Source organism: Pseudotabrizicola algicola (assembly GCF_010915705.1).
Classification (GTDB): domain Bacteria; phylum Pseudomonadota; class Alphaproteobacteria; order Rhodobacterales; family Rhodobacteraceae; genus Pseudotabrizicola; species Pseudotabrizicola algicola.
On record NZ_JAAIKE010000003.1, the window covers coordinates 166,116 to 179,960 of the forward strand.

At 61.2% G+C, this 13,845-nt stretch carries 13 protein-coding genes; 3 read left to right on the forward strand and 10 right to left on the reverse strand.

All coding sequences use genetic code 11. The annotated features are described in order from the left end of the window. Positions 1-6: 6 nt before the first annotated feature. Positions 7-408 carry a RidA family protein gene (locus G3572_RS10490; RefSeq protein ID WP_164611536.1) on the forward strand — a complete coding sequence of 134 codons (402 nt, stop codon included), beginning with the start codon at positions 7-9 and terminating at the stop codon, positions 406-408. A 268-nt stretch (positions 409-676) separates the two neighbouring features. Beyond that, complete coding sequence (locus tag G3572_RS10495) at positions 677-2,239, forward strand: ABC transporter substrate-binding protein (protein ID WP_164611538.1); 1,563 nt, start codon at positions 677-679, stop codon at positions 2,237-2,239. 76 nt (positions 2,240-2,315) lie between these two features. Here the strand turns inward: G3572_RS10495 and G3572_RS10500 are convergent, their stop codons facing one another. From G3572_RS10500 to G3572_RS10515, 4 genes are all read right to left on the reverse strand, one after another. Further along, positions 2,316-3,992 (reverse strand): M14 family metallopeptidase, encoded by a 1,677-nt coding sequence (locus G3572_RS10500; protein WP_164611540.1) that lies wholly within the window; start codon positions 3,990-3,992, stop codon positions 2,316-2,318. Between the two features lie 20 nt (positions 3,993-4,012). Beyond that, positions 4,013-5,071, reverse strand: a complete 1,059-nt coding sequence (locus G3572_RS10505) for a Gfo/Idh/MocA family protein (protein WP_164611542.1) — start codon at positions 5,069-5,071, stop codon at positions 4,013-4,015. A 272-nt stretch (positions 5,072-5,343) separates the two neighbouring features. After that, the gene (locus G3572_RS10510) at positions 5,344-7,101 is read right to left on the reverse strand and encodes an FAD-dependent oxidoreductase (protein ID WP_164611544.1); all 1,758 of its coding nucleotides are present in this window, start codon (positions 7,099-7,101) and stop codon (positions 5,344-5,346) included. Positions 7,102-7,157: 56 nt separating this feature from the next. Further along, entirely contained in the window at positions 7,158-8,228 is a 1,071-nt protein-coding gene (locus G3572_RS10515; protein ID WP_164611546.1) for a maleylacetate reductase, read from the reverse strand. A gap of 93 nt (positions 8,229-8,321) precedes the next feature. Between G3572_RS10515 and G3572_RS10520 the strand changes: the two genes are divergently transcribed. Further along, positions 8,322-9,272: a LysR family transcriptional regulator gene (locus tag G3572_RS10520; RefSeq protein ID WP_164611548.1), complete on the forward strand. Its 951-nt coding sequence runs from the start codon at positions 8,322-8,324 to the stop codon at positions 9,270-9,272. A gap of 3 nt (positions 9,273-9,275) precedes the next feature. Here the strand turns inward: G3572_RS10520 and G3572_RS10525 are convergent, their stop codons facing one another. The 6 genes from G3572_RS10525 to G3572_RS10550 are packed head-to-tail and all read right to left on the reverse strand — an operon-like array spanning position 9,276 to position 13,785. After that, positions 9,276-9,608, reverse strand: coding sequence for a hypothetical protein (locus G3572_RS10525; RefSeq protein ID WP_164611550.1), 333 nt, complete (start codon positions 9,606-9,608; stop codon positions 9,276-9,278). Positions 9,609-9,615: 7 nt separating this feature from the next. Next, positions 9,616-10,452 carry an intradiol ring-cleavage dioxygenase gene (locus G3572_RS10530; protein WP_164611552.1) on the reverse strand — a complete coding sequence of 279 codons (837 nt, stop codon included), beginning with the start codon at positions 10,450-10,452 and terminating at the stop codon, positions 9,616-9,618. Further along, positions 10,449-11,486: a branched-chain amino acid ABC transporter permease gene (locus G3572_RS10535; RefSeq protein WP_164611554.1), complete on the reverse strand. Its 1,038-nt coding sequence runs from the start codon at positions 11,484-11,486 to the stop codon at positions 10,449-10,451. The genes G3572_RS10530 and G3572_RS10535 overlap by 4 nt, the downstream gene beginning before the upstream one ends. A gap of 9 nt (positions 11,487-11,495) precedes the next feature. Next, positions 11,496-12,359: a branched-chain amino acid ABC transporter permease gene (locus G3572_RS10540; RefSeq protein WP_164611556.1), complete on the reverse strand. Its 864-nt coding sequence runs from the start codon at positions 12,357-12,359 to the stop codon at positions 11,496-11,498. Beyond that, the gene (locus G3572_RS10545; RefSeq protein WP_164611558.1) at positions 12,356-13,069 is read right to left on the reverse strand and encodes an ABC transporter ATP-binding protein; all 714 of its coding nucleotides are present in this window, start codon (positions 13,067-13,069) and stop codon (positions 12,356-12,358) included. The genes G3572_RS10540 and G3572_RS10545 overlap by 4 nt, the downstream gene beginning before the upstream one ends. Continuing rightward, a complete protein-coding gene (locus G3572_RS10550) occupies positions 13,066-13,785 on the reverse strand; it encodes an ABC transporter ATP-binding protein (RefSeq protein WP_164611560.1) in 720 nt (239 codons plus the stop codon). The genes G3572_RS10545 and G3572_RS10550 overlap by 4 nt, the downstream gene beginning before the upstream one ends. Positions 13,786-13,845 lie beyond the last annotated feature (60 nt).

The window sequence follows — 13,845 nt, forward strand, 5'->3', positions numbered from 1 at the left end:
AACATCATGGCGGCGTCAGGCATTACACTGTTCAGCCCATCCGGCATCGCTCCGGTTGCGGGGTATCACCACGGCGCGAAGGCGGGTGGATTTCTGTTTATTGCGGGCCAGATCGCCAAAGATGCCGAAGGCAACTGGGTCGGCCTTGGCGATGCCGCCGCGCAGTCCGCACAGATATGGCATAACATCGGGCTTTTGCTTGCCGAAGCGGGGGCAGGGCCGGAAAACATCGTCAAGGTCACCACGATCATGACGGACCGGTCCCATCGCGAGGCGGTTTCTACAGCGCGTCGCAATTTTCTGGGAGAGCATCGCCCGCCGCATACCGGTTTCATCGTCTCGGGTCTTGGATCGCCCGAGGTGATGATGGAGGTCGAAATCATCGCCTGGCTTGGAGCCGACGCCTAGAAACGCAGGCCGCCAGACAGGGCACCAAACTCGCGCGAGCCTGCTCGCGCCGCGAGCACGTCTTGCTTTAAAGCATTGATATTAATTGAAAAATATTTTCCGTGACAAAGAATAATCTTTGACGGCGGCCTGTCTATTGTCGACACTTGATCTTGCAGAAAAGACCGAATCTTTTTTCTGCCCCTCACCACTGGCTGGTTCCGCAGACCTGTGCCCGCCTCTTGCGGGCGCTGTGTCCTTGTACATTCTTTGACCCGCAGGAAACCCGATGAAAAGACATTCAGTTTTGAGACTTGCACAGGCGGGGGCTTTCGTTGCTTCGGCCCTGCCCGCCGCAACTTTTGCGCAACCTTCGCCCGACACGCTGGTAATCGCCCAATCCGTCGACATTGAATCGATGGAGCCGAACATGCTCAATCAGGCGGTTTCGATCAACGTCCACAGCCATATGTTCGGCACCCTGTTGTCGGTAACGCCCGAAGGCGGGGTGGTGCCGCATTTTGCCGAAAGCTATGCGTGGAATGACGAAGGCACCGAGATCAGTTTTACCATCCGCGAAGGGCTGACCTGCGAGGATGGTGAGGTGCTGGATGCCGAGGATGTGGCCTATACGCTGAACCGCGCGGCCAACCCCGACAACAAGTTCATCGGTCATACGCCGGGGTTTGTGTTCAACTCCATCGGTTTTGTCGGCGCCCGTGCCGAAGGACCGCGCACGGCGGTGATGACGCTGAAAGGCTATTCGTCGACAGTGCCGGGCATGGCTGCCAAGATCTTCATCCATTGCAAGGACAGCTATGAAAAGCTGTCGAATGAAGAAGCCGTGCTCAAGACGGTTGCTTCCGGCCCCTACAAACTGGTCGAATGGGTGAAGGATGATCGGGTCGTGCTGACCCGCAATCCGAGTTACACACTGACCGAACCCGCGTTTGAAAACGTCATCTGGCGTGTGATCCCGGAAGCGAGCACGCGCGGCGTGGAGCTGGTTGCGGGCAATGTCGATATCGCCGTGAATATCCCTCCGGACCAGTCTGATGCGATCAATGCCTATGACACCGCAAAGGTGGTCAGCGTGGCTGGCACGCGGCGTATGTTTGTCGGCTTCAACTTTTCGGGTGCGTTTGACGGCACTCCGGGCGGTGACGCAATCAAGGACGTAAAGGTGCGTCAGGCCCTGAACATGGCGGTTGATGTGCCCACGATCTGCGCCCAGCTTCTGGGAACCGATTGTGCGCGTGCCAACGGTCCGGCAAATGTGGGCAATCCCGATATTGCGCCCTATCCCTATGACCCCGAGGCCGCAGAAAAGATGCTCGATGAGGCGGGTTGGCCGCGCGGGGCTGATGGGACACGGTTTTCGCTGGTGATGCAGGGGCCGAACGGGCGCTACCTGAACGATGCACAAGTGCAGCAGGCGGTGGCACAATACCTGTCAGACATCGGGGTGACGACGACCAATGATCTGATGACGATGTCGGTGTTTTCACCGATGGCGCGGGAACATACCGCAGGTCCGGTGTTTTTTATCGGGCAGGGCGGCGCGACGTGGAGTTCGGTTTACGACATGTCGCTGTTCCCGACGCGTGAGGCGCCGGTCAACAACGGAATGTGGTTCAATGAAGGCTGGCAGACCCGTTGGGACAGCCTGAAATCCATTCGCGATCCGGAAGAGGAAAAGCGCGTGGTGAATGAGATGCTCACCATTTTCCACGAAGATGCACCCTGGATCTTCTTGTATTTCCAGCCTGATTTCTATGGCGTCTCCAGCCGGATCAGCTGGCAACCGCGCCGCGACGAAGCGATCGAGGCATGGACTGCGACCCTGAAATGAAATGGGCGCGGCGGGTGTTCCCGCCGCGCCTTATCGGGCAATCTTTGCGGCAGGCGAACAGGCCTGCCGCGCGCCTTTAGCCAAGCGCTGCGCTTTGCCGATGCGTTCCGCCCTTTTCAGACGCGGCGGTGACCGTCACCGATGCGCCGTCGCCCTCTGATCTGACGAGCCATTCCACCTTTTTGGTCACCGCAGACCATTGTTGCCCCCAGGGCGACCAGTTGTAGCGACGCTCGTTTCGTCCGGCGAGGTGGCCCAGATCGGCCTTGCCGGGGTTCATCACCAGCGATGCGCCCTGCATCTCGATGCTGATCGTCACAGGCTTGGCGACCTTGTTCTGGATTGCCACATCCGACAGGTTGGACGGCAGATAGCCGTGGTTCGACACCACTGCCGTCACCTTGTGCAGGCCTGCGCCTAGGGCCTCGACCGTCAACTGGTCAACTTCTATCCGCGGCGCGGCGGCGGCATGGCGCAGGTTGAAGATCGTGTTGTTGTGGCAGATTTCTTCCAGCAACTTGCCGGGCGGGTTGCGATAGCTCCAGATATACACCATCCCGCCAATCTCGACCGGGCCAAGCTGCGGGTGGTCAAAGGCTTCCCAATCCCTGAAGCCGTGATCCCCCACATTCTCAAGCACCCAGTTGAAGATCTTTTCCTGAGTGGCCGCATCTCGCGGGCCAAGGTTGTAATAGCCCACCTTGTCGACGCCCGCCGTGCGCTCCAGATCCCAGAGTTCGGTCGAAAAGCAGATGATCCCCATCTCTTCGTAAACCCAGTCCTTGAGCGATCCATGACGCGCCTTGGACTTGTCGGGCGTGAAATCTTCATAGGTCGAGATGGTGGGATATCCGGTGATGCGGGTGCCGACTGCGCCCAAGTCCTTGTAAAGTGCCAGATCGCGCGGGCTCATGTCAGCGTCCATCTTCATCATCGACGGGCGCAGGATGATGCCGCCATGCGTGTGATAGGCGCACATGCCGCAGATATTCGGATGATCAAGAATCAGCTTGCCCATCCCCATCGCCTCGGGCTCCGAGAACGGATACTGCCCCGCCCCGTATTCCTGAGGTGACCAGTTGATCGGGAAGTTACGGTTCATGTTGCCATCGAAACCGGGCTCGATCTTCACATGCACGCCGTCATAGTCGCGGATCAGCCCCTCGGGGTAAACGCGGTAGTACTCGCCGCCCTCCTCGCCGGGTTCGCGCTGCACCATCAGGCGGGGTTCGGTGGGGCTTTTCTTCCATTCGCCTTTGGGGTCGGGCACCCGCATGTTGACGATATAGCCATCGCCGTTGATGTCCTGCGGGATCAGACCGTCAATCCGGTCCTCTCCGGGAAGGAAGCGGCCATTGCCGCACCACGGATGATAGGGGGCCTTGAGCGCGAATTCGGCCCCGTCCGGGTTGATCCGCGGGATCACATAAAACACCTGACGGTCCAACAGCCGCGTTGCCTCGGCATCGCTGCCGTAGTTGGTCAAAAGATACCAGATGGCATAAAGCGCCGTCGCGCTGGTCGCATGTTCTTCGGCATGGATCTGGGCATCGATGTAATAGCCCGGCTTTTCGTGCCCCGGCCCTGTGTCGGGGTTGGTCAGCTCCATCATCCATACCTCGCGCCCACGGAACGACTGCGCGATAGAGGTGAGTTTGCACAGCTTGGGATACGCCTTGGCGAGCGCATGCAGATAGCCGGTCATGGCGTCATAATCGTGGTAGGTGTCGAACGGGATGTGAACCAGTGCCATTGTCTCTCCTGTGGGCTGGGTCAGAGCAGCCGGTCAAGGCCGTGACGGGTGTAGAAATCGGACATCCGGATGATGCGGCCGGTCTCGCCGCTTTCGATCCCTGCAAAACACAGCGCGAGCGAACGCAAGTGGTCGCGCCCATCACAGGGGAGGGGGACTTCGCCGCGCAGCGATGCCAGAAATGCGCCCAGGAGCGCGATGCTGTCGTCGTAATAGGGGCGTGCGTCGGGCAGGGGGATGGCGGTCAGGTCGGGGTCGGCCCGGTGTGCATAGGCCAGATCCGAGTGCAATTCGCGCTGGATGATCACGCCCTCGGTGCAATCGATGCGCCACTCAAAGCCGGGGTTGTTCCAGCCGCCTGACCATGTTCCGAAGTAATTGACTTCCGCCCCGTCTTCCAGCGTCAGCAGGCAATGGACGTTGGCGTCATGAGCATACATGCTCCACGGCGGGTTCCATGTGTGGCAGGCGATGGCCGCAACCTCTCGTCCGTGACAAAAGCGGATCAGGTCCAGATGGTGTATGGTCTGCTCCAGCATCATCGGGTGGCGCATGGTAAGCGGATAGCGGTTTATGCCCGGTCTGCGCCCGTCTCGATTGCGCAGATACCGGAATTGGCCAAACCCCACTTTGCCGAGCCGTTCTCCCCTCAGCCAATCGCGCATCTCCATGCTGACAGGCAGATAGCGGAAGTTCAGCCCGACGCTGAGGGGCATGCCAGAGGCATCGGCGGCGTCGATGATGCCGACTGTATCGGCAAGGCTGGTGGACAGCGGCTTTTCGGCAAGGACGGGCAGGCCGGCATCAAACAGAAGCCTGCACTGCGCCAGATGCCCGTCTGGCGGCGTGACAAGAATGGCCGCGTCAAAGCGTTCAGCCGCAAGCGCGGGGTCAATCTCCGCGAACCAAGGCAGGCCAGGGTGCTCTGCCTCGAACATCTCGCGCGCAGCGGGGCTGGGGTCGACAACGGCGGCAATCTCCACACAGGGGCTTTCGGCCACCACCTGCGCCCACATACGCCCGCGCGTGCCGGCGCCGATCAACAGGAGGCGCGTGATCTCTTTGGAAACAGACGGCAAGGCTGCCTCTCCATTGATGTCGATTGTATATTGTCGACATTATGACGCACATAGCCCCGCGTAAATGATTTTCTGAGGGTTGGGAAGAAATGGGGAAGGAAAGACCGGCCCGGTCAGGTCAAGCCGACCGATCCACCCAGGATCTGTTCTTGCAGCCGCGACGTGGCAGGCATCGCGCCCGTTTCTCGACACTTGATCGCGGGCATCAGTCACACGATACAAAAGCCCGCCATTGGCGGGCTTTTTCCGTTCAGGGTGGCCGGGCGGGGCGATCAGCGTGCGAGGATGGACCGCATTACGCGGTCAAGATCGGCCAAGGGGTCGGCTGTCAGTTCGGTCGCGCGCCAGCAGATGTGGTGGTCGGGGCGCACCAGCAGGCAGCCGCTGTCGTTGATCTCGGCCAGCCGCGCCCATTCGCCGCTGTGATCCACATAATCCTGACGGGGGCCGATGATATGAACCGTCAGCTCTATCCCCAAATCTGCCGCAACCTTTGCAGCAGCCTTGGCCCAAGCCTCGCCGCCCAGTCCCGTCAGAACGGTAAAGCGGCCATGACCGCAAAGGTCCAGTGTCGACACCTCCGCGCCATTGTCATGGCGATAAAGCCATGCATGGGGCAAGCGCGCTCCGGGCCATGTGGTGGGCTGATAATGCAGGTCGGCATCCATCTGGAACGCCGGTTCGATCTGCCCGTCTGTCACCACCGCGCCCGAGCGATAGCGCTGGTTCATTTCGACCCCATGTGCGTCGAATTCGTATTTCTTGAAGGCGATTGCCTTGCGGATCGCGGCCCGCTGCGCCTCGGCCTCCGGCGTGCCCTCGGTGCGGGCCTGCAGGTTCTTTTGCATCTGGGCAGGATCCACACCTTCGGCCATGCCCAATGCCTTGAAGATCGGGCCGGTTTCGGCAATCGACTGGTTGGCGCGGGTCACGATCTGCTTGGCCACAGGCGCGCGCTCGGCATCATAACTTTCCAGCAACCGTTCGCCGGCTTGGCCCTTGAGGACCATCGCCAGTTTCCATGCCAGATTGAACGCATCCTGGATAGAGGTGTTGGAACCTAGCCCGTTTGACGGCGGATGCCGGTGAATGGCATCTCCCATGCAGAACACGCGGCCGTTCGCGGTTTTGGTTGCGTAATAGTTGTTCACTGTCCAGACATTGGCCGACAGCAATTCGATATCGAGGTCAGGATCGCCGATCAATTGCCGCGCAACTCCGGTGGCAAACTCTGGCGTCACCTCGGGTTCCGGCCCGTTGATGTCATAACCCCAGACGATCAGCCATTCGTTCCACGGACGCACCATCCGCACCAGACCCATGCCGATGCCGCCCACATCCGCGCCCGGTTGCATCACCCAGTAAAGAACACTGGGGCGGTGCGCGACGTATTTGGACAGGTCAGCGCGGAACAGGATGTTCATCGACCCGCCGACCGCCATCTTGCCTTCAAAGGTTAGCCCCGCGTGATCTGCCACAAGCGATTTGCCGCCATCTGCGCCGATGAGATACTTGGACCGGATGGTCATTTCCTTGCCCGTCAGACGGTCAAGACAGGTGGTGGTCACGCCCTCGGCATCCTGTTCATGGCGCAGATATTCGGTCGACATGCGGGCTTGGGTGCCGCGCGAGCAGGCCGTCTTGAACAGAAGCGGCTCCATGAATGTCTGCGGCAAATCGTTCATCTTGGTGGGAGATGACATCAGGTGTTCGGCGCGGCTCAAAGGGTGATTGCCCCAAGCCTTCATCCGCCCGATCTCCTCACCCGCAAGACTTTCGCAGAAAATGTTCTCGCCCATCAAATCTTGATGGGTGGCGAACATATAGGCCTCTTCCTCGACGTCGCGGCCCAGATCCCGCAGCACCTCCATCGTGCGCTGGTTGGTGATATGCGCCCGCGGGGTATTGGCCAGCCAGCGATACCGGTTCACCGCCATGTTGGCGATGCCGTAGCTGGACAGCAGGGCGGCGGTGGCAGAACCGGCAGGGCCGGTGCCGATAATCAGAACGTCGGTGGTGATGTCAGCCATGAAGTGTCCTTCCAGAGGTTTGGCCAAGGCGCGCTGCGCGCAGTGCGAACGGCACGTCAGTCGTTTGGACGGTCTCCGGCCCAAGCGGCCTGCAAAAGATGCCGGACCGCCTCGCGCGTGACGGGGCGGGGGTTCCAGTAGGGGTTGGCACTCGCCAGATCGGCGGCGCGGTCCAGATCGGATTCGGACAACCCCAGATCGCGCAGCGCCATCGGCGCGCCGTTTTGCTGTGCAAAGCGCCAGAGCCCCGCACCCGGCGCGGCCCCGAACAGATCGGCAAGGGGGGCCAGCAAGTCCGGGACGGCAGCAGCGTTGAACCCGATGGCGTGCGGCAGGATGATGGCGTGGGTTTCCGCATGCGGCAAATCAAAGCTGCCACCCAGCGTGTGGCACAGCTTGTGGTGCAGCGCCATGCCGACCTGCCCCAGAACAGTGCCGCACAGCCATGCGCCGTATAGGCTTTCGCCACGCGCGGTCAGGTCATCCGGTTTTGCCATGATCTTCGGCAGGCTGTCGCGGAAAGCCCGCAACCCTTCAACCGCCATCAAGGACGAGATGGGGGAACGGTCGCGCGCATAGAGCCCTTCGGCCGCATGGGCCATCGCGTTGAGCGCCGAGGTGACCGTCATTGGAAGCGGGAGGGTGGCCACAAGCTCGGCGTCATACAGGATGACTTCGGGCTGGACCTTGGGGCTGGTCAGGGTTGTTTTCACGCCCTTCTCGGTTTGTCCCAGAATCCCTGTCGCCTCTGATCCGGCATAGGTGGTCGGCACCACGATCTGCGGCAGGTCGGTGCGCAGGGCAATGGCTTTGCCCAATCCCGTGGTGGACCCCCCGCCGACCGAAATCACCACATCGGCCTGCAGCGCGCGCACAAGGTCCGTCGCCTGTTCGGACACGTCTACGGGGGTGTGCATCGCCGCGCCCGTAAAGCGCCCTACCGCCCTGCTGCCGCAATAGCCTTCGAATTCATCGGCCATGCCCGCCTGCTGCGGGGTGGTCAGGATCAAGGCGCGCTGAACGCCGAGAGTGTCCATCTCTTCGGCGACCGTTCTGCGGATGCCGGCCCCAAAACGCACGCGCACCGAAGCGCTGCGCGCTGTGAAGTCTGGGCGGAAAAAGGACATGACGGCGGCCTCTTCTTCTTTGTTCCTGCGAAATCTAGCCTGCGAGAAGAGAAATATTGATCGGATGATACCGATGTAATATCGCTCAATGCTATGAAAATAGACAGCGAGCATCTCGAAATCCTGGCTGCCATCGTCGAGAAAGGTGGCCTGACAGAGGGTGCCGAGGCGTTGGGGAAATCACAGCCTTCCGTGTCGCGCAGCATGGCGTTGCTCGAGGATCGCATCGGCATGCCGCTGTTCGAACCGGGGCGGCGTCCGCTGCGTCCGACCGAACTGGGCGCAAGTCTTGCCCGGCTTGGCGGGCGTATCCGCAGCGCCAATCAGGAAGCCAGCCTTCTGGTCCGCCGCTTCCGGCAAGGCCTTGCAGGGCGGCTGCGGGTGGGCGGATCGCCAATCTTCATGGATGGCGTCGTGGCCAGCATGGTTGCCGAGTTCCAGACCCGCCACGCGGATGTGCAGATCGACCAGTCCTATGGCTATCTTGACAGTCTTGAAACGGGTTTGCGCAATGGCGGGCTTGATCTGGCGATCTTGCCCCTGCACCCAAGCCAGGTGCCACAGGACATGGAGTTTGCCCCCTTGCTGTCGGGCAACAATGTGATTGCCTGCCGTGCGGGCCACCCGCTGACACGTGCGCGTGCAATCACCTTGGCCGATATTGCGCCCTACGCATGGATTGCCCCCCCGCAGAACAGCCCTCTGTACCGCGACCTTCTCAGAGCGCTCAAATCCATCGGGCAAGAAGATTTTCGGGTGAATTTCTCGGGTGGGATGCTCGCGTCGATCCAGTCTGTTCTGGCGGGGTCCGATGCGCTGACGGTGCTGCCCTATTCGGTGGTGTTCATGTCACGCCGCACCATCCCGCTCGAAGCGCTGCCGCTCAAGATCGACCACCCGGACCGGCAGCTGGGGTTGCTGACAGTCGCTGATCGGCAAGGGCCGCCCGCTGTCGCGCAGTTCATCAGCTTCCTTCGGGCCGAGTGTGAACGGCTGCAAGCGCGTATGGATCATGATCAGCAGGTCACGCGCCGTCGCGGCTGACCGCTATTTCAGGGTGATATAGGTTTCGGGGTCCAGAGACGCGATCCTGACCGCGACCTCCAGTCCGGTTGCCGCGTTCAGCCGTGTGCGCAGATCGAGCGCCATCTGCCGCAGCAGAGCGGGGGTCCGCTCTGCCCGCGGCAGCACATGAAGCTCGGCGTTGATCTGCGGCTGATCGTGAAGCCCTGCCACAGGGATAACTGCGATCTGGCAGGCGGCATGACCCACCGAAAGCGCTGTGCACAGCATCTCTCGCAGGTCCGGCAATAGCGCCTCTACCTGTGGCCCAACGGCCCCATACTGTGATTGATCGATGTAGAGCTTCACATTTGGCATGATGCACTCAGCTGCGGACCAGAACGAAATCGAAGGGTGACCGCCAAAGGGTGTCGCCATCGGCGCAGCGCTCGTATGGCGCGACCAGCGTGTTCTTGACCCCGAAAACGGCGTCAGATGTCAGATATTCATCGCCGCCGACAAAGGTGTGGGTGACCAGTTTCTGATAGCCGGGCGCGGTGATCAGGTAATGCATATGCGCCGGCCGATAGGGGTGGCGGCCCAGCCGCCCGAGCATCTGGCCTACCGGACCATCGTCAGGGATGGGGTAGCTGACCGGCTTTATGCCGCGAAAGGCATATTTGCCATCGGCACCGGTAACAAACCGGCCACGGTTGTTCCATTTGGGCTGGATGTCGGGTTGCTGCACATCATAAAATCCGTCGGCATTGTCTGACCAGACATCCACCGTCGCCCCCTCGATCGGGGCACCATTGATATCAAGCACGCGGCCTTCGAACAGGCAGGACTCGCCCTTGCCATCGAGCGAGATATTGTCTCCCATCGCGCGGATCGGGGCATCTGCCACGTGGAACGGACCGAACACGGTGCTTTCGGTGGCGGGGGCGGGGCGGCGGTTGTTGATGGCATCGACCAGCATCGAAACGCCCAAGGTGTCGGACAGCAGGATGAATTCCTGCCGCTCTCCCGAGCACATCTGTCCGGTGCGGGTCAGAAATCCGATGCCATACTCCCATTCCTCTTCAGTCAGCCCCACTTCCTTTATGAAGCCATGAAGATGCTGGACCAGACTGGTCATGATCTGGGCAAGCCGCGGATCGGTCTGATCGCCCATGCGACCGTTGACGGTCTCGGCAGATGTGCTTTCGGAAAAGTAGCTCATGGTCGTTCCTCCTGAATGTCCCGGGGGCTTTTCTGTGGTGCGGCATGGCCGAGGGGCAGGGGGTCAAACCCCAAGCGGTCGATCAGCCCGCCCCAAAGCCCGCGCCGTGCAAACAGCATGACCGCGATGCCGATCAGCCCAAGTGCGATAAGATAAACGGTGCCGTAGTCTGACAGCAGGCGCTGCAATCCGTAAAAGACCAGCACGCCGACAATCGGTCCGGGCAGGGTGCCGATGCCGCCGATGACCACGATGAAGATCACAAAAGCGGTCCAGTCGAGCAGTGAGAACGCGGCATCGGGCGATATGCGGCCGATCTGGATGAACAGAAGCGCGCCGCACAGGCCCGTGGCAAAGGCCGTCAGCAAAAACACCAGCGCTTTCAGCCGCGTGGGATCAACGCCCACCGATTGCGCGGCTACCGGATTGTCTCGCACGGCCTGCAGCCCAAGCCCCATGCGCGAGCGCAAGAAAAGCCAGCAGCCCAGAAGCAGCGCTGACGCCAGCAGCAGCGCCAGCCAGTAGGTCATCGCATCTACCGCCGCCGCCGCCGAAACTCCCAGAAGCTCGCGCACCGCGTCGACACCCAGCATCTCGCGGGTGGCATCGCGCGGCAGAGCCGTTCCGGTTCCGCCGCCCAGGGCCCGCCATTGTCCGAAGGACAACCGCGCGATATCCGCGACTGCCCAAGTGCCGATGGCAAAATAGGCACCGTTCAGACGGAAGGCGAAGAAAGCGACCGGGATCGACAGCGCCATAGCCACCACCCCGCCGACAAGCACACCCGCCAGAGGGTCCCAGCCCCAGAGGATGGTCGTGGCGAACATCACATAGGCCCCGACCCCCACAAAGGCCTGCTGCCCAACCGATACCAGCCCGGCGAACCCCGCAAGCAGGTTCCAGTTCAGGGCCAGAACGAGCAGGCACAACACCTTGAACAGATCCTGCACCAGAATTCGGGGACCAAGCACCGGCACCAGCGCAAGCGCCACCATAACCGCCAGACCGATCAAGCCCGTGACAAGCGTTTTCATTTTCGCCTCTCAGTCATTCGCGCGTGGAAACAGGCCGCGGGGACGCACCAGCAACACGGCGACAAAGGCGATATGGCCCGCCAGAATTTGCCATTCGGGGTTGAGCGCAGCGCCAAAAGCCTGCGCGACGCCGATCACCATCCCGCCGGCCAAAGTCCCCCACAGGCTCCCCAAGCCGCCGATGATCACCGCCTCGAAGGCATAAAGCAGTCTTGCAGGGCCGATCGAGGGGTCAAAATTGGCCCGTGCGCCCAGATACAACGCGGCGATGGTGGCAACGACCAGCGCAATCCCGGTGGCAATCGCAAAGATCCGGCGCGGTCTGATGCCCATAAGCTGCGCGGTCACAGGGTCGTCAGATGTGGCGCGAAACGCCCGGCCCAATGCGGTATGATAGAACAGCCAGTTGAGCGCCAGAATGACCAGAATGGCCGAACCAAAGGTGATCAGCGGCATCACCCCTACGGTGACCGGCCCCACAGGCATCGAGGCGGATTCGATGGCTCCGACGGGGAGTTTGCGGCTGTCTGCGCTGTAGCCTTGCAGCAGCACGTTCTGGATCACCACCGACAGACCAAATGTCACCAGCAGCGGCGGCAGAATGTCATCCCCCAGAACACGGTTCAAGAGCGCGGTTTGCAGCACCCAGCCCAGAGCAAACATCAGGGGCAGTGCAAGCGCTGCGGCAACAAAGGGATTCAGCCCCGTCGCGGTTCCAATGCCCAGAATAAGGTAAGCGCCCAGAACGATAAGATCGCCATGCGCGAGATTGACCAGCCGCATGATGCCGAAAACAAGGCTCAGCCCCGCCGCGAACAGCGCGTAAAGCCCGCCCAGCATCATTCCTTGCACCAATGTATCCAGCCAGATCATGCGTGGTTTACTCCGAAGTAAGCGTCATGAATGGCGGCGCGGCTCAGGTCTTGTGGACGCCCTGACAGGGTGATGCGCCCTTCCATCATGCAATGCACATGGTCGGCCACCTTCAGCGCCTGCCCGATGTCTTGCTCGACCACAATGATCGCGGTTCCGCTGTCACGGATGGTGGGAAAGGCCGCGTAAATCTCGCGGATCACCACGGGGGCGAGGCCAAGGCTAAGCTCGTCACACAAAAGGACGGTGGGGTTGGACATCAGCGCGCGGCCGATGGCCACCATCTGCTGCTGGCCACCCGAGAGTGCGGTTCCGGGGTGCGTGCGCCGCTCCCGAAGAATGGGAAACAGACCGTAGATCCTGTCCAGCGTCCAGAAACCGTTGCCTTTGCGCGAATGCGCACCGATTTGCAGGTTCTCTTCCACGGTCAGACTGGGAAAAAGGCGCCTGCCCTCGGGAACCATCGCAATGCCAGCCGACAGGATATCGGGCGCGGAAAGGCGGGTGATATCGCGGCCTTGCAGGCGCACGCTGCCCCCCGTCACATGGGCGATGCCCGTGGTCGCGCGCATCAGCGTCGTCTTGCCAGCGCCGTTTGCGCCGATGATGGCCAGGGTCTGGCCTTGGTGCAGGGTCAGATCCACCCCGAACAAAGCCTTGAAATCTCCGTAATGGGCGATCAGGCCCTGAACCTCCAGAAACGCGGTCATGCCTCGATCCCCAGATAGATTTCTTGCACCTGCGGGGCGGCCATCACTTCGTCAGGCGTGCCGCTCATCAGGACTTGCCCGAAGTTGAGTGCGATGAGTCGGGTGACGACGGAAGTCAGCGCATGCAGCACATGCTCGATCCAGATTATCGCGGTGCCTTCGGCATGGATGGCGCGGATCGTGGCGATCAGGTCGACACATTCCGCATCTGTCAGTCCGCCCGCGATTTCATCAAGCAAGATCACACGCGGCCGAGTCGCCAAGGCCCGCGCAAGCTCCAGCCGCTTTCGGTTCAGCAGCGGCAAGGCTCCGGCTTTGCGATCTGCCAGTGCCGCAAGTCCCGTGCGGTGCAGGATATCCATGCAAAGCGATGGGGCTTCGGTGGCCGAGACGCCGCCTCCGAACCGTGCTGCCACCAGCAGGTTTTCATACACCGACAAATGGCCGAAGGGCTGCGGAATCTGAAACGAACGTCCGATTCCGCTGGCACAGCGCTGCATCGGGGTCTCTTGGGTGATGTCGCGGCCATGCAGCAACACCTTGCCTCCGTCGGGCCGCAGATTTCCGGTGATCAGATTGAAAAGCGTGGATTTTCCCGCCCCGTTCGGCCCGATGATCCCAAGCGCCTCGCCTGCGGCAAGATCGAAACTGACATTGTCTGTGACCTTGAGCGCGCCAAAGCTTTTCGACACACCCTGCAATGACAAAATCGCCATGATGCCCCCAGTTTCCCGCCAGCCGGCAGGGCTTCCCCTGTGCGACATTATTCTTGTCTG

Bases quoted from the DNA above. Each gene is read 5' to 3' on its own strand.
- G3572_RS10490 (WP_164611536.1), top strand. From the start codon at position 7: ATGGCGGCGTCAGGCATTACACTGTTCAGCCCATCCGGCATCGCTCCG.
- G3572_RS10495 (WP_164611538.1), top strand. From the start codon at position 677: ATGAAAAGACATTCAGTTTTGAGACTTGCACAGGCGGGGGCTTTCGTT.
- G3572_RS10500 (WP_164611540.1), bottom strand. From the start codon at position 3,992: ATGGCACTGGTTCACATCCCGTTCGACACCTACCACGATTATGACGCC.
- G3572_RS10510 (WP_164611544.1), bottom strand. From the start codon at position 7,101: ATGGCTGACATCACCACCGACGTTCTGATTATCGGCACCGGCCCTGCC.
- G3572_RS10515 (WP_164611546.1), bottom strand. From the start codon at position 8,228: ATGTCCTTTTTCCGCCCAGACTTCACAGCGCGCAGCGCTTCGGTGCGC.
- G3572_RS10520 (WP_164611548.1), top strand. From the start codon at position 8,322: ATGAAAATAGACAGCGAGCATCTCGAAATCCTGGCTGCCATCGTCGAG.
- G3572_RS10525 (WP_164611550.1), bottom strand. From the start codon at position 9,608: ATGCCAAATGTGAAGCTCTACATCGATCAATCACAGTATGGGGCCGTT.
- G3572_RS10530 (WP_164611552.1), bottom strand. From the start codon at position 10,452: ATGAGCTACTTTTCCGAAAGCACATCTGCCGAGACCGTCAACGGTCGC.
- G3572_RS10535 (WP_164611554.1), bottom strand. From the start codon at position 11,486: ATGAAAACGCTTGTCACGGGCTTGATCGGTCTGGCGGTTATGGTGGCG.
- G3572_RS10540 (WP_164611556.1), bottom strand. From the start codon at position 12,359: ATGATCTGGCTGGATACATTGGTGCAAGGAATGATGCTGGGCGGGCTT.
- G3572_RS10545 (WP_164611558.1), bottom strand. From the start codon at position 13,069: ATGACCGCGTTTCTGGAGGTTCAGGGCCTGATCGCCCATTACGGAGAT.
- G3572_RS10550 (WP_164611560.1), bottom strand. From the start codon at position 13,785: ATGGCGATTTTGTCATTGCAGGGTGTGTCGAAAAGCTTTGGCGCGCTC.